The organism is Parafilimonas sp. (assembly GCF_047606085.1).
GTDB lineage: Bacteria > Bacteroidota > Bacteroidia > Chitinophagales > Chitinophagaceae > Parafilimonas.
On record NZ_JASGEX010000018.1, the window covers coordinates 1 to 18,534 of the forward strand.

Genomic DNA, 18,534 nt, shown 5'->3' on the forward strand with positions numbered 1-18,534 from the left:
AAAAAAAGATTGCAGTCCTGAAAGCGGATGTTGTGCAGCGCCTGAAGATTTAGGAGCAGTGAATGGAAAGAAAAGCCTTTCATCCAATTACAAGCCCTGGTACAGCAGCCGTTTTGCCAACGTTGAAGAAGTGGCCGATTACTGGAAAAAGAATTACAGTGAACTGCAATCAAGATCAGCATTATTTGCTGAAGCCTTTTATGCAAGCGCATTGCCACCTGAAGTAATGGAAGCCGTTGCAGCCAATCTTACTATATTAAAATCGCCAACGGTGCTTCGGCAGTATGATGGCAGGCTTTGGGCGTGGGAAGGTTGTGGTGATGATGGCGGTTGTTGCCATGGCTCCTGCACGCATGTATGGAATTATGCGCAGGCCATGCCGCATCTTTTTCCGGCATTGGAAAAAACTTTGCGCAATACAGAATTTTGCGAGTGCCAGAATAAAGCAGGCCACCAGGGCTTTAGGGCTAATCTTCCAATCAGTCCTTTAAAACATGATTTTCATGCAGCATCAGACGGACAGTTGGGCGGCATTATGAAAGTGTACAGGGAGTGGCGGATAAGCGGTGATAACGAATGGCTGCGCAGGATTTATCCTGTTGTAAAAACAAGTTTGGATTATTGCATTGCCACGTGGGACCCGAAAGGTAAAGGCGTTGTTGAAGAACCGCATCACAACACGTATGATATTGAATTCTGGGGGCCTGATGGCATGATCACATCCTTTTATCTTGGCGCATTAACTGCCATTATTTTAATGGGTAAACATTTAAATAAAGATGTGGGCCGTTATGAAGATTTGTATAAGAAAGGAAAAGTACAACTCGAAACAAATTTGTTTGATGGTGAATATTTTTTCCAGGATATTGAATATAAAAACCTGAAAGCGGAAAACCCTGCAACAGCACAGTCGTTTGGTGGTGATTATTCTGCTGAAGCCATCGAAATATTAAAAGAAGAAGGCCCGAAATATCAGTATGGAAGAGGCTGTTTAAGTGATGGCATTTTAGGCGCATGGATAGGCAGCATGTGTGCCTTGCCGGCATTTGTTGAGGATAAGAAAGTAAGCAGTCATTTACTGGCTGTTCATAAATACAATTTAAAGACGTCGTTGAAAGAACATGCGAACCCGCAAAGGCCTGCTTATGCATTAGGCGATGAAGGCGGCTTGTTATTGTGTACATGGCCGAAAGGCGGCAAGTTGTCATTACCGTTTGTTTACAGCGATGAAGTATGGACGGGCATTGAATACCAGGTGGCTGCACATTTAATGGAAATGGGCCATGTACAGCAAGGTTTGGATATTGTAAAACTTTGCCGCAACCGTTACGATGGCAGGATACGCAATCCCTTCAACGAATATGAATGCGGCCATTGGTATGCACGTGCCATGAGCAGTTATGGCATGTTGCAGGCGTTAACCGGTGTGCGTTATGATGCGGTTGATAAAACGTTATATGTTGATTCGAAGGTTGGCGACTTCACTTCTTTCATTTCAACGGCAACCGGATTTGGAACAGTGAGTTCTAAAGCAGGTAAGGTTTCTGTGAAAGTGGTGTATGGAAAGATTGATATTGACAAAACTGTTACAGGCAATAGAAAAGCATAATGGAAAATTTATGTGCAGATAAAGACAGGGTCGTGGCTTTACGGTATATCATGCGCAATGGTAAAGGCGAGATGCTGGAAGATACAATGCAGGCATCACCGGTAAATTATTTACATGGTTCAGCGGGAATTTTACCTGCGCTTCAGCAACAGATAAAAGGGTTAGGAGCTGGTGATAAAAAGAAAATATATCTTTTTAAAGAAAACAGTGAAGCCGATGATGATTTTGAATTTGATGTAATTATTGATGATGTGCGTGAAGCGCTTCCTGAAGAAATTGCGTTAGGTTATCCTGTGCAAATCACAGCAAAGATTTGCGAAGACGATTGTGAATGTTATGATGTTCAATCATCAAAATAATGATCTTTTCTTTGTGCCTTCGTGACTTTGTGGTTCAATTGAAACCACGAAGGCTGAAAGACTCAAAGGTTCACGAAGAATTTATTACACAAAAAAATTTAAATGAACTTACATTTAATAAGCGGGTTTTTGGGCAGCGGTAAAACCACAGCTATTCAAACAGCCTGTAAAGCACTAATGGAACAAGGTTTAAGCGTTGGTGTTATTACCAACGACCAGGGTATAAAACTGGTTGATACCGGTTTTTTTGAAAGCCATTCTATTCCAAACCGGCAGGTTATTAACGGCTGTTTCTGCTGCAATTATAATGCACTGGATAAAAATATTCAATCGCTTATTCAAACCAATAACCCGGAAGTGATTTTTGCCGAATCGGTTGGTTCGTGCACAGACATTGTTGCAACCGTAATGAAGCCCTTATTGCAGTTCCGGAAGGATGTAACGGTAACCGTTTCAACTTTTGCGGATGTTCGTTTGCTGCAGATGCTTTTTGTTGAGAAAAAAAATTTGTTTAATAAAGAAGTGCAATACATCTATACAAAACAACTGGAAGAAGCTGGTGTAATTGTTGTTTCAAAAATTGATTTGGTAAATGAAGAAACATTGAATAGCGTACAGCGATTTTTACAGGATCAATATCCAGGCAGAAAAATCATTTATATCAATGGCACCAGTGATGAAAGCACAACACAGTGGTTAAATGTTATAACAAACAGAACGAATCATTTTATTCCATCTTCCCTGGATATTGATTACTCCATTTATGGTGCGGGGGAAGCTATGCTGGCATGGTTAGATGCAGAATTAAAAATTGAAAGCGATATTAACGATGCTCAGCAAACAGCCATACAACTGGCGCAATTAATTTATAACACTATTCAGAAAGAAGGACTGACTATCGGCCATTTAAAATTTTTGATTGATAATACAATTAAAATAAGCTATACAGCTTCAGAAGATGATTCTGCACTGAATGAAATATACAATTCAGGCTCATCATCAATTTTAATAAATGCCCGCATTCAAACAACGCCGGCCTTTTTAAGTTCACTTATTCATGAGGCGGTTCAGCAAACAGAAAAAGAAAATAATTGTGTTATAGTAAAAGAAGGCTTTGCCTCATTCCGGCCCGGTTATCCAACGCCAACGCACAGGATTACGGTTTAAAAAATCAGGTGTACTTTTTTAAAAGCGGCGTTTTCCCTCCAGGCACTATCTAATTGAGCTAAGTATATTTTTTAACTGGCGGATATGCCTTTGTGTATGGTATAAAACAAAATGCAGCAATTCAATTTTGGTAATTTCTCCAAATACAGGCAGGTTAACCATTTCAGAAAGATCAGCTTCATGGCGGCCGCACCGCAAATTCACTATTGACGCTTTCAGTGCACGAATGGTCTCTTCTTTTTTAAACCTGCTGGTGTATATCATTGAAAAATATGCCGGCCGGCATACAGCGGTGATTATTGCCAAAAAATTTATGATTGATATTGACAGGATAAGCCAATCGCCCTTTATAATTTTTGAGGGCCGGAAAACGCAGGATGATGAACCGATAAAGAAAGCGCAGGAGTTTATTGAAAATAATTTTGAAGAAAGAATAACGGTTGACCAGCTTGCACAAATGTCTGCCCTGGGCAGAAGAAATATGGAACGCAGGTTTAAAAAAGCAACATCGAACACCGTGGTTGAATATATTCAGCGTGTAAAGATTGAAGCGGCCACAAAGCATTTTGAAAGCGGGAGAAAAAATGTAAATGAAGTGATGTATGATGTTGGTTATAATGATCCGAAAGCTTTCAGAACCATCTTTAAAAAGCTAACAGGATTATCGCCGCTTGAGTATAGAAACAAGTATAATAAAGAAGCGGTTACCGCATAGTTTAAAATTATTTACAATTTTTACAAACACCGTTTACCAGAATATTTGTTTGGTGTACGGAAAAACCTTTGGGAATATTCACCTCCGGAATGGTTACATTATCCAAACAGTAGGTTGTACCACATTCTTCGCATAAAAAATGTACATGATCATCGTGATGATGGCCTTCACTGCAGGTTTCTTTGCACAGCGCATACATGATGGAATTGTCTGCCGTAGGTATGGTATGGATGATACCTTTATCAACAAAGGTTTGAAGTGTGCGGTAAATAGTTACACGGTCAAAATTTTTACCACTCAGCTTTTCAATATCGCCGTGAGAAAGCGCCTTCCCGTTTTTTTGAAACAGCTCCAAAATCTTTAGCCTGTTTTCTGTAACGCTAAGCTGGCTGTGTTTTAATATGTCAGTTATTTCATCTTTCATATCGGTTAATTTGCGAATGAAGTGCCGTTTGAAGTGGTTTCCGGCGGCGTTGTTTCTTTTAATAAGGCCCGGATATTTGTTTCCATCAGCTTTAAATCTTCCGGCTTTAAAGCATCATACACCTGGCCGCGCACATTGCCAAATCTATCAACCAGCGCAACAAACTGGGAATGTAAAAACTGATCGTTAATATTACCTACATTATTATTAGGATCATCTATAAGATAACTGTTGCGGGCTGCAAGGTAGAGGCTGTCTTTCCTGCCGGTAAGAAAAACCCATTTACGCGTATCAACCTTCATTGAATCTGCATAATGTTTTAATTGCGCTGCAGAATCTGTTTCAGGATCGCAGGTGTGGGAAACAATCATGAAGTCTTTTTCATTTTCAAAATCGCTGTACACTTTATTAAGGTTATTATTCATAATGGGACAAACGCCTTTGCAGGTAGTGAAAAAGAAATTAACGGCACAAACCTTTCCGGCCATATTTTTTTCCGTGAAAGGTTTACTATCCTGGTTAATGAAAACAAAAGGTTTTACAAAGCTGATAACCGGGGATTTGGCTTTCCATTTATCTGTACCGGCAAAAACAGCAAACAGAAACCCGATGGTAAGCGCTGCAAAGAAAATAATATACCCAACAACCTTCTTATTCATATATGCAAAGTTATAAAAGCCTTAAACAAACAATTGTTAACGGTGTGTATTTCAAATTTTCGCAGGTGGTGGTGACGCCCACCTGTAGAACCCGCTACCGGTCGGTGTCTCACCGACCGGAGTGCCGCGTATAAAGCGAAAATTTGAAATGCGCCCTTGTTAACGAAATTAATTTTGCAACACTGTTGCAAAAGCATACATTTGCTCTTCAATGATAAAGACGCTTAGAAAAATAAACCTTGATACATTAGGGGTTTCTGCATCCCTGGTTTGTGCTGTTCACTGTGCCGTTCTGCCCTTATTTTTTACAAGCCTGCCGTTGTTTGGGCTTGAAGTTTTACATAATAAGGTTTTTGAATACAGCATGATTATTCTGGCCGGCCTCATCGGGTCTTATTCATTGTATCACGGCTGGAAAAAGCATCATCATAAAACATTGCCGCTAATCATTTTCTTAACAGGCATGGTGCTTTTAATATTGAAGGAAGCTGTTGCAGGCGCCGAATTATTGTTGCTTATACCCGCCGCCACGCTTATTATCAGCGCGCATATTTTAAATTACAAGGATTGCAGAAAGGCTGATCATTGCCATAAAAACGATTGCAGCCACGAGCAATTGGTTGGGTAGGTTTAACCAATCTGCCGCCAGCCTGACGCTTTTGAAGGTCTGGCCCCGTTTTATACATCGCTTTCTCCCACCAATACATTCCTGGAAAAGCTTTCTTCAAGCGATATAATGGTATCGGTACGCTCAATACCTTTTATTTTCTGAAGCTCATCGTGCAGTACGAGCTTTAACTGGTTAATGTCTTTGCAAACCACTTCTGCAAACATGCTGTAATTACCCGTTGTATAATTAAGGCGGACTATTTGCGGGATTTTTTTTAGCTGCGTAGCCACTGCATCGTACAAAGAACTTTTTTCGAGATATATGCCAATGAAAGCGATAACATCATATCCAAGGATTTTAAAATCTATATTAAACTTCGTTCCCCGTACTATGCCGAGTTCCTGCAGCTTTTTTATGCGCACGTGGATAGTGCCGCCTGAAACAAATAATTTTTTCCCAAGGTCGGCATAAGAAATGCTGGCATTGTCCATCATAGCCTGGATTATCTGGAAATCCAGTTTGTCAAGATTTAATTTACCGGGCATATCAATACTGATTTTAGATATTATTCATTTAAAAACGCAATTTTCTGAATATTTTCTATAATTTAAAATTTTAGCTTGAAAAATTTCTACCCAACAGGTTTTTCGTATTAATATTGCATGGCAAATACGATAGTTCTTATATACTGTGGGGTGATGAAATTTTTGGCAGACATGCCCTCTCGTCTCGGGGGTGGGGATTACAGGATAAACAAAAGGTAGAGCCGACGTTACTTTTGGTAAGGCCGACCAGGGTTGACCACTAAACTTTGCATTTTGGCTAACTGCCCCGTGGAGGTTCGAACCCTCCCCCTACAGCTTGCAAAAGCCTTAACTTATTTGATTTAGAAAGAGTTAAGGCTTTTTTGTTTTTTAGTTTTGCATACCGTTTCCAAATATTGCAGTTAAGGGCGCTCTTTTGTTCATTTTTCTTTGCCGCTTGCTTAGCTTTGCGCCCCCATGCAACTCACCGTAGAAATAACCAATAAACAAATACTGCGCATTGCACTGCCAATTGCCCTTTCCATATTGGTCCCCAATATTAATTTCATTACCAATAATATTTTCCTGGGCCATTTAAGCGAAGAAGCTTTGGCGGTAGCAGGCATTACGGGTGTGTATTACCTGGTTTTCGGCGTAATGGGCTTTGGGCTAAGCAATGGATTGCAGGCTTTAATGAGCCGCCGGGCCGGTGAAAATAAGGCGGGTGAAATAGGCCTTTTATTTTTCCAGGCAGTGCGCATTGCACTGGCATTTGCTATTGCCGGCATATTCATTACATGGTTTATTGCTCCCTTCATTTTAAAATATTCATTGCACAGCAAACAGGATATGCAAATGGCTGTTGGCTTTTTGCGCATCCGCATTTGGGGGCTGCCATTTTTATATATCTACCAGTTGCGAAATGCCCTGCTCATCAGCATTAATAAAAGTAAATACCTCATAATTGGCGCACTGGCCGAAACGCTGGCAAATGTTTTCTTTGATTATGCTTTTATTTTCGGGCATTTTGGTTTTCCTGAACTGGGCTTTAACGGCGCTGCCTATGCTTCCATCATTGCTGAGTTTACAGGGCTTGTAACCATATTTGGGGTAATTCATTTTAAAGGAATAGGCAAAAGCATTAACCTTTTCAAAAACAAAAAACTCCATCTCAATTCAATCAAACTTATCCTGCATCAATCGGCGCCAATCGTTTTACAATCTGCCATAAGCGTGGGAAGCTGGGAATTTTTTTATATCCTTATTGAACATCATGGCACACAGGCGCTTGCCATTTCAAACATCATGCGCAATCTGTTTGGCATATTTGGCTGCTTTGCCTGGTCGTTTGCATCAGCGTCAAACAGTATGGTAAGCAATATTATCGGCCAGAAATTAGAAAACCACGTAAAGGAACTGATATATAAAATCTCAAAACTCGGGTTAATATTTTCAATAGGCATAGCCATTCTTATTAACCTGTTTACGAGGTTTTTTTTAAGCGCTTACGGGCAGAATGATGGCTTTATTAACGCTGCCATACCCGTTGCCAGGATAATTTCTTTTGCGCTGGTATTGCAATCTGTTTCTTCAATATGGCTGAATGCCGTTCTCGGCACAGGCAACAGCCGGAGAAACCTGATAACAGAAATCATTGCCATTGTATTGTATTGCCTGTATGTTTATACAGCGCTTGAGCATTTCAACCTGTCTATAACCATAGGCTGGATGAGCGAATGGCTGTACTGGATAGCCATATTCATTCCATCTTACTGGTATATACAAAGCAATAAATGGATGGGCAAAAAGATATAATGCATCTTTTATACCTTGTTATCAGGGGTTGTCGTGCAGGTTTTCTATGGGTTTTTTCCAAAGCCTTATATAGAAAATAATCAATGCAGCAAAACTTGCAGGCGCCCATATATAAAACACAATATTGCCGGCAGTAAACCCATCTTCAAACAAAGCATATTTATATTTTATGCCTGCCACCATATTAATGATCATCCACAAAACAAACATAGCAATGGTAGTTGCCAAACGTTTAAAAAACACCCTTATTCCTGGTTCCATCTTTTAAAAATATATACAAAGTAAGAGAAGAAAATTATAACCGGCATTGAAGTACATTTGCCGCTTTGAAAATAATTTATGCTGAACAGAAGAGTACAACCGGATATTATAGATGCAGCCGATTTCAACCTTCACTTAAAACCGCTTGAATGCTTTACACTCGATAACGGGATACAGGTATATGCATTGCGGGCGCCGGAGCAGGAAGTGGCTTTTGCAGAATGGGTATTTTATGCAGGCAATGCTTATGAGCAGGAGAATATGACTGCAGCCTGTGTAAACTATTTGCTGAAAAACGGAACAAAAAACAAAACCGCTTTTGAAATAAATGAGCATTTTGAATTTTATGGCGCTTATTTAAACCGAAATTGTTATAACGAAACAGCTTCCATAAAACTCCATAGCCTGAGTAAACATTTGCCTGAACTTTTGCCTTTGGTAAATGAGCTCTTTACAGAAAGCGTTTTTCCCGAACAGGAACTTGCCATATACCAGCAAAACCAGAAGCAGGGCCTTGAAGTAAGCCTTAAAAAATGCGATTTTGTTGCCAACAGGCTTATTGATAAATTTCTTTTTGGGTTTTCTCATCCGTATGGCAGATACGCATCTGTAACAGATTATGATAAGCTTGAGCGCAGCAATCTTATCCGCTTTTATGATAAATACTATATTAATGGTAAATGCATCATATTTATTGCAGGCAACCTGCCTCATAATATTGAAGCGTTGCTCAACAGAAACTTTGGGGCTTTACTTTGCAATAAACAGGCCGGCATTATTAACTATAACAATAACCCTGAAAAAACAAAAGAACATTTTATTGTTAATGATGAAAACGGCGTTCAGGGCGCCATACGCATAGCAAGGAATTTTTTCAGCAGGCACCACCCCGATTTCATGAAAGTGCAGGTGCTTAATAATATTCTCGGCGGTTATTTTGGCTCAAGGCTCATGAGCAATATACGGGAAGACAAAGGCTATACCTACGGCATACACAGCTACCTGCAAAATCATATTCATGAAAGCGCATGGATGATTGCAACCGAAGCAGGCCGCGATGTTTGCGAAGCTACTGCAGAAGAAGTATTTAAAGAAATGAAGCGCCTGCGGGAAGAGCCTGTGGGTAAAGAAGAGCTGCATCTTGTGCGCAATTATATGATTGGAAGCATTCTTGGCGATCTGGACGGGCCTTTTCAAACTATATCCCGCTGGAAAACCTATATTATAAATAACCTTGCCGAAGATTATTTTAATAAAAGCATTCATACCATAAAAAAAATTACGGCGTTAGAGCTCCAGGAGCTTGCAATTAAATATTTACAGCCGGAAGCATTTTATAAGCTCACGGTTATTTAATTTATTTGTCCTGATCCGGAAATTATCAGGGCAAACGATATTACAACAATCTTACGTTCCACAAATATCCATCAGGTTTTGGTTAGCTATATTTGCGCCTTAATAAACGGAGGAACGGATGAAGATTTTAATGGTATGCCTGGGCAATATTTGCAGAAGCCCGCTGGCCGAAGGTATCATGCAGGACAAAGCAAACAAAGCCGGTTTAAACTGGCAGGTGGATAGTGCAGGCACGGCGAATTATCACGTGGGCGAACCGCCGCACAGGCTTTCGCAAAAAGTGGCGAAACTGAATGGCGTGGATATAAGCCACCAGTGCTGCAGGCAATTTGTAAAGGAAGATATGCTGCGTTTTGATAAGATTTATGCAATGGACAAAGATATTTATAACGATATAAAACGCATAAGCCGCGATGTATGGAACCCTTCAAAAGCAGATTTACTGATGAATGAAATACACCCGGGAAAAAATATAGATGTGCCTGACCCATGGTATGGAACAGAACAAAACTATCACGAAGTATATGCCATGATTGACAAGGCATGTGATGCCATTATTGAAAAGTATGCCCCGGCCTTAAAGGGCGAAAGGCTTGTATAATATTTATTCACAAATAATTCTCTCTTTAGGGAGCCAGAGGCATGAAACCATCATTACCGCAGGGAACCAGGGACTTTAACGCAGCCGCCATACGCAAACGCAATTATATTTTCAATACCATAAAAAACGTTTTTGAATTATATGGGTTTCAGCCGCTGGAAACACCGGCTATGGAAAACCTTGATACTTTATTGGGCAAGTATGGTGAAGAAGGCGATAAGCTGCTTTTTAAAATACTCAACAATGGCCTGGAGCGGAAAGAAAAACACGAACAGGCAAGGCTCGATTTTGAGAAGGTACTGGAAGGCAAAAATGTCGCCGGCATTACGGAACGCGCCTTACGCTACGATCTTACCATACCTTTTGCCCGCTATGTTGCCATGAATTACGGGCAACTCAATTTCCCGTTTAAGCGTTACCAGGTTCAGCCTGTTTGGCGCGCCGACCGCCCGCAAAAAGGCCGGTACCGTGAATTTTACCAGTGCGACGCCGATGTGGTTGGAAGCAAATCTTTATTAAATGAAGTGGAGCTCATCAATATTTATACAGATGTTTTTAAACAACTGAATATTGATGTTGAAATAAAGATCAATAACAGGAAAATTCTTTCTGCGCTGGCAGAACTGTGCGGCGGCAGCGACAGGATAACCGATATAACGGTACCTATTGACAAGCTGGATAAGATAGGCTGGGATAAGGTAAAAGCGGAGCTTGCAGAAAGAGGCCTGCAGCATTTACAGATTGAACTGATTGAACAATACATCTCAATTGATGGCGATAATGAATCCAGATTAAACAGCATCAAATCTTTAATAAGCGAAATTGAAACAGGGAAAGAAGGCATAGCCGAACTGGAATTTTTAATGATGCGCAATCAAAACAACACAAACCTTTCTATAGATTTTACATTGGCCCGTGGCCTGAATTATTATACAGGCACCATTCTTGAAATCAAGGCCCATAATGTACAGATGGGCAGCATTGGCGGCGGCGGCAGGTACGATGATCTTACCGGCTTATTTGATGTGCCTAACCTGCCAGGCGTGGGTATAAGCTTCGGCGTGGACAGGATATATGATGTGATGGAAGAATTGCAGCTATTTCCTGCATCATTGCAAACATCTACGCAGGTTTTATTTTTTAACCTGGGCGAAGCGGAAAGTCAGGTAGCATACATGCTGCTTCAACAATTAAGGAGTAATAAAATAAAGGCAGAAATATATCACGAAGCCGCTAAATTTGATAAACAGTTCAAGTATGCTGAACGCAATAAGATTCCATACATAATAATAATCGGCAGCAAAGAACTGGAAGCAGGCAATTGTGTAATAAAAAATATGGATACAGGAAACCAGCAAACCATAACACAACCGGAACTTATTGGTTTTTCTTTTACACAAAGCAGCAAATAGTTTTCAATTGCTTTCTAATGTAAGATAACAGTAAGAAAAATTATTGGATTGCCCGGATAAAACAAACTACCGTGCACAGGCTTAGAGAGAACCTGCCTGTATTTTAAAATAGTCCAACCAGTTTTATGCCGGCATCATACATACGAAGTGTTTTTTTTACCTGAAACCTTTGGAGACATGATTACTACAGCCGGGTATGCTTGTTGCAGGCAGCTACCTCTGAAAAAATAATGTAAGCGGGCTTGCTAACAGAACTAAGTTTTTACACTAACTAAAAATAAATTCCATGCAGAAATTTTACCTTTTGTGCAGTTTATTGTTTTTTTCCATTACAGCCTTTTCGCAAAACACTGTTTCAGGCAAGGTTACCGATGCAGAAACAAATGCCCCGATCCCGGGCGCATCCGTCGTAATTAAAGGGCAGAATAAAGGCGTTATTACAGATGCGGAAGGCAACTTTACCATAGCAATATCATCTGCATCCAAACCACTTGTGGTTTCCTCAGTTGGCTATGCAGAAAAAGAAGTACCCCTATCATCATCCGGCGCTTTAAACATAGCGCTCACACCCACTTCCAAAGCGCTGAACGATGTGGTTGTGGTAGGTTATGGCACCACCCTTAAAAAAGATATTACCGGCTCTGTTGCCCAGGTAAATGCCAAAAATATTACCAATACGCCCGTAACCAGTTTTGAAACTGCCATGCAGGGCCGTGCTGCGGGCGTATTTGTACAACAGCAAAATGGCAAGCTGGGGCAGGCCATCAATGTAACCATTCGCGGCGGTTCTTCCGTTACTGCAGGCAACCAGCCGTTATATGTGGTTGACGGTATCCCGGTTACTTCGGCCGATCTTTCCAGCAACGGTTCTTCCACCAGTTCACTGGCCGATTTGAACATGAATGATATTGCTTCAATAGAAATTCTGAAAGATGCATCTGCCGCCGCTATCTATGGCTCCAGGGGCTCAAACGGCGTGGTGCTCATCACCACAAAAAAAGGGAAAGCAGGCACCTCAAAAATTGAATTTAATTATTTTACCGGCCTGCAAAACCCCACAGGGAAAAGGGATTTTTTAAATGCTGAACAATGGGTGGCATATTTTGAGCAGGCAGCAGCAGGCGCTGCAACGCAGGATGTGATTTATGGATATGAACCGGATTATGAAACGGCCCTGGAAGATGAGCTTGATTATGTGCACAGCCGTTTTACAAGGTACGCTGCCGGAACGGATGACTGGGAAACAGCTAAAGTAAATACCAACTGGCAGGATGAAGCATTTCAAAGAGCGCCTATATCGCAATATGATATAAATGTTTCGGGCGGCACTGATAAAACCAAAGTGTTTCTTTCGGGCCAGTACTTAGATCAGAAAGGCATTCTTATTGGCAACCAGTTTAAGCGCTACAGTGCAAGGTTAAACGTAGATCAGCAGGTACGAAGCTGGCTGAATGTGGGCATGAATATAAACTTTGCAAGGTCTAAAAACTACCGGCTTTCTGATGATGACCAATTCTCCACACCGCTGCAGATCGTGGCACTGTCGCCCATTACACCGGTTATTGACCCGAGGACAGGTTTAATCAGCGGCGCACTTGATCTTTCAACGGGCGCTCCCAATACAAATTACCCGGTATATTTTAACCCGCTGCTGGCTTACGAAAATGCTTACTACCATACGCTGGTAAACAGAACGTTTGGCAATGTGTATGCCAATGCGACAATTACGCCTGCGCTCAGTTTCAGGAGTGAATTTGGCATGGACCAGTTAAACCAAACGGAAGACAGCTACTGGGGAAGGCTAACAGCGCGTGATATTGGCGTGCCGGATGGCGCAGGCTCTTATGCCACCACACAATCGCTGCACTACACAACCAATAATTATTTTACCTATAAAAAAACCTTTGCAGAAACGCATGACCTGGATGCAACATTGGGCATGAGCTATGAAGATGAAAGCTATGATTTCAGCGAAGCAGACGCAGAAGAATTTCCCAGCGATGCTTATAAAAAATTAAATGCAGGCGCATCAAAAACAGGCGCCAGCTCTTCTTCCACCAAAGCCACGCTGGTGTCTTATTTCGCCCGTTTAAATTATAAGTTCAACAATAAATACCTGGTGGCATTAAGTGAAAGGATTGACGGGTCTTCCCGCTTTGGAAAAAACAACAGGTATGGTTCTTTTCCTGCTGCTTCTGCAGGATGGGTTATGAGCGAAGAAAATTTTCTCAGGGATAATAAATTTATCAACTACCTGAAATTAAAAGCCAGTTATGGCTTAACAGGCAATAATGAAATCCCTGATTTTGCTTCAAGGGGTTTATATACCTACGCCGCTTATGGCGGGCAGGCCGGCCAGGTGCCTTCGCAATTGCCTAACCCAAACCTTAAATGGGAAACAACACTTGGAACCGACCTTGGCATTGAATTCAGCATTTTAAACAGCAGGCTCGATTTTGAGATAGCCTATTATACAAGAAAAACAAAAGACCTTTTATTGGATGTGCAGGTGCCGGGCACTTCGGGCTTTGAATCGCAGCTCCAGAACGTGGGCAACCTGAATAATAAAGGGTTTGAAATAACCATCAATTCAACCAATATTGCTTCTAAAAATTTCAGGTGGACAAGTAGTTTTAATTTCAGCAGGAATACCAATAAAGTTACCAATCTCGGCGGGCAGGTTTTAGGCTCAAATGTAAACAAAGCCATCGAAGGCCAGCCGCTGGGCGTGTTTTATGCAAGGGAATTTGCAGGCGCCGATCCCGAAAACGGCGATGCCCTGTATTACCTGAACACCCTTAAAACAGATGGCACCAGGGACCGCTCAACCACTAACGATTATAATGAAGCGTCTGATGTGGTTATAGGCAATCCCAACCCTGATTTTATTTACGGGCTGGATAATGCCATTACATATAAAGGTTTTGATTTTGATGTGCTGCTGCAGGGCGTATATGGCAACCAGATATACAACGGCGGCGGCGAGTTTATGTCGGCAAGCGGCAGCAATGGTTTTGATAACCAAACCACAGACCAGTTGAAAGCCTGGAAAGAACCGGGCGACATTACGATGGTGCCTGAAGCAAGGCTGTTTTATGCAAACGGGACTTCTGCATCAAGCAGGTATATCTCAGGCGGTTCTTATATGCGGGTAAAAGCAGTATCGCTTGGCTATAACCTTCCCAAAAATTTACTGGACAGGTGGAAAATGGATCATTTGCATATTTTCCTGAGGGCCGAAAATTTATTCACTTTCACAAAATACACAGGCTGGGACCCGGAGGTTACAGCAGACTTCTATAGCGACAACATTAATAAAGGGTACGATTTTTATTCTGCGCCGCAGCTAAAAACCGTAACCATAGGCTTCAACATTGGTCTCTAAATTCTTCCGCTTTAAATTATTACACAAATGAAAAATAAAATATTGAATACACTTATTGCACTGGCGCTGTTCATTTTTTGCAGTTGCAATAAACAATTAGATACAAAGCCAACCTCAAGCATTGATGTGGATGATGTGTTTAACACAAGCGATGATGTTATTGGCGCTTTGAAAGGCTCGTATGATGATTTGGGGGATGGCGATTTTTACGGCGGCCAGCTCTTTGTGGGCGCTGATCTCTTAGGCGATTCAGGCCAGCTAAGCTGGAGCGGCACGTTTGAACAATTTACCCAGATACATAACAAATTAATTCTTGTAAATAACGCTTTTGTTGCCGATACCTGGCTGGCAGGCTATAAAGCCATTAACGATGTAAACAATGTGCTGGCACATCTTGACCTTGTAACGGATGCGGAAAAAGACCGCGTGGAAGGCGAAGCTAAATTTATAAGGGGCAGTGTGTATTTCGACCTGGTGAGAATGTATGCCAAAGCCTGGAACGATGGCGATCCCGACGACAATGAAGGCGTGCCGCTGGTGCTTACGCCTACCACATTAATTTCAGATTCAAGCAAGGTTAAAAGAAATACAGTTGCCGAAGTATATGCCCAGGCCATAAGCGATTTAACCGACGCCACAGAAAAATGCACAGAGTCGGATAACACGTATATCTATGCCACCAATATTGCAGCGTATGCCATGCTGGCAAGGGTGTATTTGCAGCAGCAGGATTATGCCAATGCATTGCTGGCAGAAAACAATGCCATTACGCTCGCTGAAGATAATGGCTACCAGCTAACGTCAACGTATGCCGCTGCATTCCCTTCAGCAGACCCGCCGGCATATATACCTAATACAACGGAAGATATTTTTGCCATGCAGGTAACTGCTACATCGGGCGTAAATGAATTCAATACCTATTATTCTGAAAACCAGCGCGGCGATATTCAGATAGAAGACTCGTTCTTTGATTTATATGAAGCCGATGACGACAGGCAGAATTTATATGATGGTGAATACACCCTTAAGTTTGAAAATTATTATGGCAATGTGCGCCTTATACGTTTGGCGGAACTGTATTTAACCCGCGCCGAATGCAACTTTCGTTTGGGAAGCGCAGTGGGCGCAAAACCTGTGGACGATATAAATACAGTAAGGGAAAGAGCCAATCTTGAAGATTACAGGGCAGCACAGTTAACGTTAGACAAGATACTGCTGGAACGTGCGCTCGAATTATCGTTTGAAGGATTTACCTTACATGATGAAAAAAGGCTGGAAAAGAATGTGGGAATATTGCCCTGGAATTCGCCCAAATTAATTTATCCTATTCCGCAAAGGGAAATTTATGCAAATTCAAACCTTACCCAAAATGAAGGATATTAATTGTATGAAACACAAATTCATAACCGTAAGCACAGCATTAATGCTGTGCTTACCTGTTTTTAGCCAGCAGGGAAATCTTTTTATTATTGGAGGCGGCCACAAATCAAAAACATTAATGCAGCAACTGGTGGCAACAGCGCAGTTAAGAACGGATGATTATATTGCTTTCCTGCCTATGGCTACAACTGAACCCGATACTGGTTATTTCTATATTAAAGAATCATTCGCGGAGGTTTGCCATAACAAGGTTATCAATTTCAACTTTACAAAGAATGATATTAATAAAACAGCCTGGCTTGATTCGGTAAAAAACGCCAAACTTATTTATCTCGGCGGCGGCGACCAAAGCCGCTTTATGGATATTGTTTTGCATACACCCATTCAGTCAGCCATACAAACCGCCTATACAAATGGCGCCACCATTGCCGGTACAAGCGCAGGCGCTGCTATGATGGCACACTATATGATAACCGGCAATCAATTGCTGGGCGATACTGCGTATGAATCAACCTTTCCCAAACTATGGAATAATAATATTGAAATTAAGGAAGGATTAAGCCTGCTTGATTCTGCCATTATTGATATGCATTTTATAGTACGCAGCCGGTATAACCGCCTGCTTACAGCCATTGCAGCATATCCATCGCTGCCTTGCATTGGTATTGATGAAGGCACTGCTGTTATTGTGCATGGTAATAACGCAAAAGTAGTTGGGGCCAGTCAGGTGATTGTGTTTGCTCACCCACAAAACTTGCACGTAACAAAAGATGGTTTTATAAAGTTTGAAGATGTGCAGATGAGTATTTATACGGAAGGTGATTCGTTTCAATTAAAATAAATTTTGCAGGAATAATTAACCTGCTTTATTCATTCAAACTTACTCCCTGCTTTTATTAACCATTTCATACACCGCATCATTCAGCAGCTTAAATTAGAAATTTATTTGAAAATACAATAAAGAAATTTTGCCTGCTGATGTTTCCTGCCGCAGGTTGCTATTGAAGTTGATTGTATGCGCCCGGCTGCAGTCAAATCATTAAAAAAAATCCCTTTATCCGCAATACTAAAACGCTTGGATTATTGCCTAAAAACTTACATAAGATTAGCTGCAGGCTTTTTCATTTACCTGAATATGCTGATGTTTGCAGCAGTAAGTATAACATCAATTTGAAACTCCTATTCAATGCGAGGAAAACAACAACACAGGTTTTATTCCCTCACTAAAGCTGCCATCGTACTGGCTGTTTGTGCCTGCCATGTTATATCAGCAAAGGCCCAGACAGATTCCGCAACAGTGGTTAATGCAAAATGGAATGCTGTGCACGTAGCGCCCGGCATTATATTAAAGCAGTGCTGGTTTGACAGCACACTCTTCCATTCCAGTCAAAACATCAGCATACTTGAGGTAAAGCTCAGCCGTAAAAACCATGCAGGCATTGGCTCTGAGGCAAAACAATTAAAACCAACACATGAATATGCGCAGGAAAGGAATGCGGTGGCAGCTATAAACGGAACGTTCTTTAATATGAAGGAAGGTGGTTCAGAAGATTATATACGCAGCAATGGAAAAGCTATAAATGCAACACTTGTGAAAGACGGGCAACGTTCTTTTCATCAGCAGGCGGCTATAACCATCAGCCGCAATAAAGTAAATATTGTGCAATGGGACAGCACTGCCGCCTGGGAAGACAATCTGCCTGGTAAAGAGGTAATGGTTTCAGGCCCTTTGCTTGTTTATAAAAATAAAATAATAGAATGGCCTTTGAAAACGGGTTTTTTTGGGCGTAACCCGCGTTCGGTACTGGCTATGCGCAAAAAGAAATTATATCTTATTGCTGTGGATGGGAGAAATGAAAAAGCCGCCGGCATGAGCATAGCTGAATTAAGCCTGCTGATGCACTGGCTTAAAATGTATAATGCCATTAACCTGGATGGCGGCGGTTCCACCACATTATGGGTAAAGAATTATCCTTACGGCGGCGTAGTGAATCATCCTTCAGATAATCACCAATGGCTGCACAGCGATGCCTATAAGCCGGGCATGGACCTGGATAACCTGCCTGCAGATACAACCAGATGGGACCACACCGGCGAAAGGCCTGTGGCAAACGTGATATTGATTGAGCGGCGGTGATAAAATTGTTACTATAGTAAACCATTGGCAATTTGTACTTGCTTTATCAGATGGCAAGATTAATTCTCGTTCCTGCCCGTCATTCCCGCGCAGGCGGGAACCTGCTTTTAAGCTTAAAAG

General features: G+C 41.5%; 17 protein-coding genes. 13 read left to right on the top strand and 4 right to left on the bottom strand.

Annotated features, from left to right (window positions below; all coding sequences use genetic code 11):
• The 4 genes from QM629_RS01705 to QM629_RS01720 form a co-directional block, all read left to right on the top strand.
• On the top strand, positions 1-1,609 hold a 1,609-nt coding region (locus QM629_RS01705), incomplete at its 5' end, for a GH116 family glycosyl hydrolase (RefSeq protein ID WP_415156541.1).
• Positions 1,609-1,968 carry a hypothetical protein gene (locus QM629_RS01710; RefSeq protein ID WP_415156543.1) on the top strand — a complete coding sequence of 120 codons (360 nt, stop codon included), beginning with the start codon at positions 1,609-1,611 and terminating at the stop codon, positions 1,966-1,968. The genes QM629_RS01705 and QM629_RS01710, both read left to right, overlap by 1 nt.
• A gap of 102 nt (positions 1,969-2,070) precedes the next feature.
• Positions 2,071-3,135, top strand: coding sequence for a GTP-binding protein (locus tag QM629_RS01715; RefSeq protein ID WP_415156545.1), 1,065 nt, complete (start codon positions 2,071-2,073; stop codon positions 3,133-3,135).
• Positions 3,136-3,262: 127 nt separating this feature from the next.
• Complete coding sequence (locus tag QM629_RS01720) at positions 3,263-3,850, top strand: GlxA family transcriptional regulator (RefSeq protein ID WP_415156547.1); 588 nt, start codon at positions 3,263-3,265, stop codon at positions 3,848-3,850.
• A 7-nt stretch (positions 3,851-3,857) separates the two neighbouring features.
• On the opposite strand, the gene QM629_RS01725 is transcribed toward QM629_RS01720, so the two are convergent.
• Positions 3,858-4,274, bottom strand: a complete 417-nt coding sequence (locus tag QM629_RS01725) for a Fur family transcriptional regulator (RefSeq protein ID WP_415156549.1) — start codon at positions 4,272-4,274, stop codon at positions 3,858-3,860.
• A gap of 5 nt (positions 4,275-4,279) precedes the next feature.
• Positions 4,280-4,933 carry an SCO family protein gene (locus QM629_RS01730; protein WP_415156551.1) on the bottom strand — a complete coding sequence of 218 codons (654 nt, stop codon included), beginning with the start codon at positions 4,931-4,933 and terminating at the stop codon, positions 4,280-4,282.
• A 211-nt stretch (positions 4,934-5,144) separates the two neighbouring features.
• On the opposite strand from QM629_RS01730, the gene QM629_RS01735 reads away from it, so the two are divergent.
• Positions 5,145-5,561, top strand: coding sequence for a MerC domain-containing protein (locus QM629_RS01735; RefSeq protein ID WP_415156553.1), 417 nt, complete (start codon positions 5,145-5,147; stop codon positions 5,559-5,561).
• 50 nt (positions 5,562-5,611) lie between these two features.
• On the opposite strand, the gene QM629_RS01740 is transcribed toward QM629_RS01735, so the two are convergent.
• The gene (locus QM629_RS01740) at positions 5,612-6,088 is read right to left on the bottom strand and encodes an Lrp/AsnC ligand binding domain-containing protein (RefSeq protein ID WP_415156555.1); all 477 of its coding nucleotides are present in this window, start codon (positions 6,086-6,088) and stop codon (positions 5,612-5,614) included.
• Between the two features lie 456 nt (positions 6,089-6,544).
• Between QM629_RS01740 and QM629_RS01745 the strand changes: the two genes are divergently transcribed.
• Positions 6,545-7,882, top strand: a complete 1,338-nt coding sequence (locus tag QM629_RS01745) for an MATE family efflux transporter (protein WP_415156557.1) — start codon at positions 6,545-6,547, stop codon at positions 7,880-7,882.
• Between the two features lie 21 nt (positions 7,883-7,903).
• On the opposite strand, the gene QM629_RS01750 is transcribed toward QM629_RS01745, so the two are convergent.
• Positions 7,904-8,143 (bottom strand): hypothetical protein, encoded by a 240-nt coding sequence (locus tag QM629_RS01750; RefSeq protein ID WP_415156559.1) that lies wholly within the window; start codon positions 8,141-8,143, stop codon positions 7,904-7,906.
• Between the two features lie 78 nt (positions 8,144-8,221).
• On the opposite strand from QM629_RS01750, the gene QM629_RS01755 reads away from it, so the two are divergent.
• From QM629_RS01755 to QM629_RS01785, 7 genes are all read left to right on the top strand, one after another.
• Positions 8,222-9,499, top strand: coding sequence for a M16 family metallopeptidase (locus QM629_RS01755; RefSeq protein ID WP_415156561.1), 1,278 nt, complete (start codon positions 8,222-8,224; stop codon positions 9,497-9,499).
• Between the two features lie 118 nt (positions 9,500-9,617).
• Positions 9,618-10,100 (top strand): low molecular weight protein-tyrosine-phosphatase, encoded by a 483-nt coding sequence (locus QM629_RS01760; RefSeq protein ID WP_415156563.1) that lies wholly within the window; start codon positions 9,618-9,620, stop codon positions 10,098-10,100.
• A gap of 41 nt (positions 10,101-10,141) precedes the next feature.
• Positions 10,142-11,512 carry a histidine--tRNA ligase gene (gene hisS / locus QM629_RS01765; protein ID WP_415156565.1) on the top strand — a complete coding sequence of 457 codons (1,371 nt, stop codon included), beginning with the start codon at positions 10,142-10,144 and terminating at the stop codon, positions 11,510-11,512.
• A 286-nt stretch (positions 11,513-11,798) separates the two neighbouring features.
• Complete coding sequence (locus tag QM629_RS01770; RefSeq protein ID WP_415156567.1) at positions 11,799-14,897, top strand: SusC/RagA family TonB-linked outer membrane protein; 3,099 nt, start codon at positions 11,799-11,801, stop codon at positions 14,895-14,897.
• Between the two features lie 27 nt (positions 14,898-14,924).
• A complete protein-coding gene (locus QM629_RS01775; protein WP_415156569.1) occupies positions 14,925-16,280 on the top strand; it encodes a RagB/SusD family nutrient uptake outer membrane protein in 1,356 nt (451 codons plus the stop codon).
• Positions 16,281-16,284: 4 nt separating this feature from the next.
• The gene (locus QM629_RS01780; RefSeq protein WP_415156571.1) at positions 16,285-17,118 is read left to right on the top strand and encodes a cyanophycinase; all 834 of its coding nucleotides are present in this window, start codon (positions 16,285-16,287) and stop codon (positions 17,116-17,118) included.
• 345 nt (positions 17,119-17,463) lie between these two features.
• Positions 17,464-18,414 carry a phosphodiester glycosidase family protein gene (locus QM629_RS01785; protein WP_415156573.1) on the top strand — a complete coding sequence of 317 codons (951 nt, stop codon included), beginning with the start codon at positions 17,464-17,466 and terminating at the stop codon, positions 18,412-18,414.
• The last annotated feature ends 120 nt before the right edge of the window (positions 18,415-18,534 follow it).

Excerpts from the sequence above, each read along its gene's own strand:
- QM629_RS01715 (WP_415156545.1), top strand. The coding sequence starts at position 2,071 with ATGAACTTACATTTAATAAGCGGGTTTTTGGGCAGCGGTAAAACCACA.
- QM629_RS01710 (WP_415156543.1), top strand. The coding sequence starts at position 1,609 with ATGGAAAATTTATGTGCAGATAAAGACAGGGTCGTGGCTTTACGGTAT.
- QM629_RS01740 (WP_415156555.1), bottom strand. The coding sequence starts at position 6,088 with ATGCCCGGTAAATTAAATCTTGACAAACTGGATTTCCAGATAATCCAG.
- QM629_RS01725 (WP_415156549.1), bottom strand. The coding sequence starts at position 4,274 with ATGAAAGATGAAATAACTGACATATTAAAACACAGCCAGCTTAGCGTT.
- QM629_RS01785 (WP_415156573.1), top strand. The coding sequence starts at position 17,464 with ATGCGAGGAAAACAACAACACAGGTTTTATTCCCTCACTAAAGCTGCC.
- QM629_RS01755 (WP_415156561.1), top strand. The coding sequence starts at position 8,222 with ATGCTGAACAGAAGAGTACAACCGGATATTATAGATGCAGCCGATTTC.
- QM629_RS01745 (WP_415156557.1), top strand. The coding sequence starts at position 6,545 with ATGCAACTCACCGTAGAAATAACCAATAAACAAATACTGCGCATTGCA.
- QM629_RS01735 (WP_415156553.1), top strand. The coding sequence starts at position 5,145 with ATGATAAAGACGCTTAGAAAAATAAACCTTGATACATTAGGGGTTTCT.
- QM629_RS01730 (WP_415156551.1), bottom strand. The coding sequence starts at position 4,933 with ATGAATAAGAAGGTTGTTGGGTATATTATTTTCTTTGCAGCGCTTACC.
- QM629_RS01780 (WP_415156571.1), top strand. The coding sequence starts at position 16,285 with ATGAAACACAAATTCATAACCGTAAGCACAGCATTAATGCTGTGCTTA.
- QM629_RS01760 (WP_415156563.1), top strand. The coding sequence starts at position 9,618 with ATGAAGATTTTAATGGTATGCCTGGGCAATATTTGCAGAAGCCCGCTG.
- QM629_RS01750 (WP_415156559.1), bottom strand. The coding sequence starts at position 8,143 with ATGGAACCAGGAATAAGGGTGTTTTTTAAACGTTTGGCAACTACCATT.
- hisS (WP_415156565.1), top strand. The coding sequence starts at position 10,142 with ATGAAACCATCATTACCGCAGGGAACCAGGGACTTTAACGCAGCCGCC.
- QM629_RS01775 (WP_415156569.1), top strand. The coding sequence starts at position 14,925 with ATGAAAAATAAAATATTGAATACACTTATTGCACTGGCGCTGTTCATT.
- QM629_RS01770 (WP_415156567.1), top strand. The coding sequence starts at position 11,799 with ATGCAGAAATTTTACCTTTTGTGCAGTTTATTGTTTTTTTCCATTACA.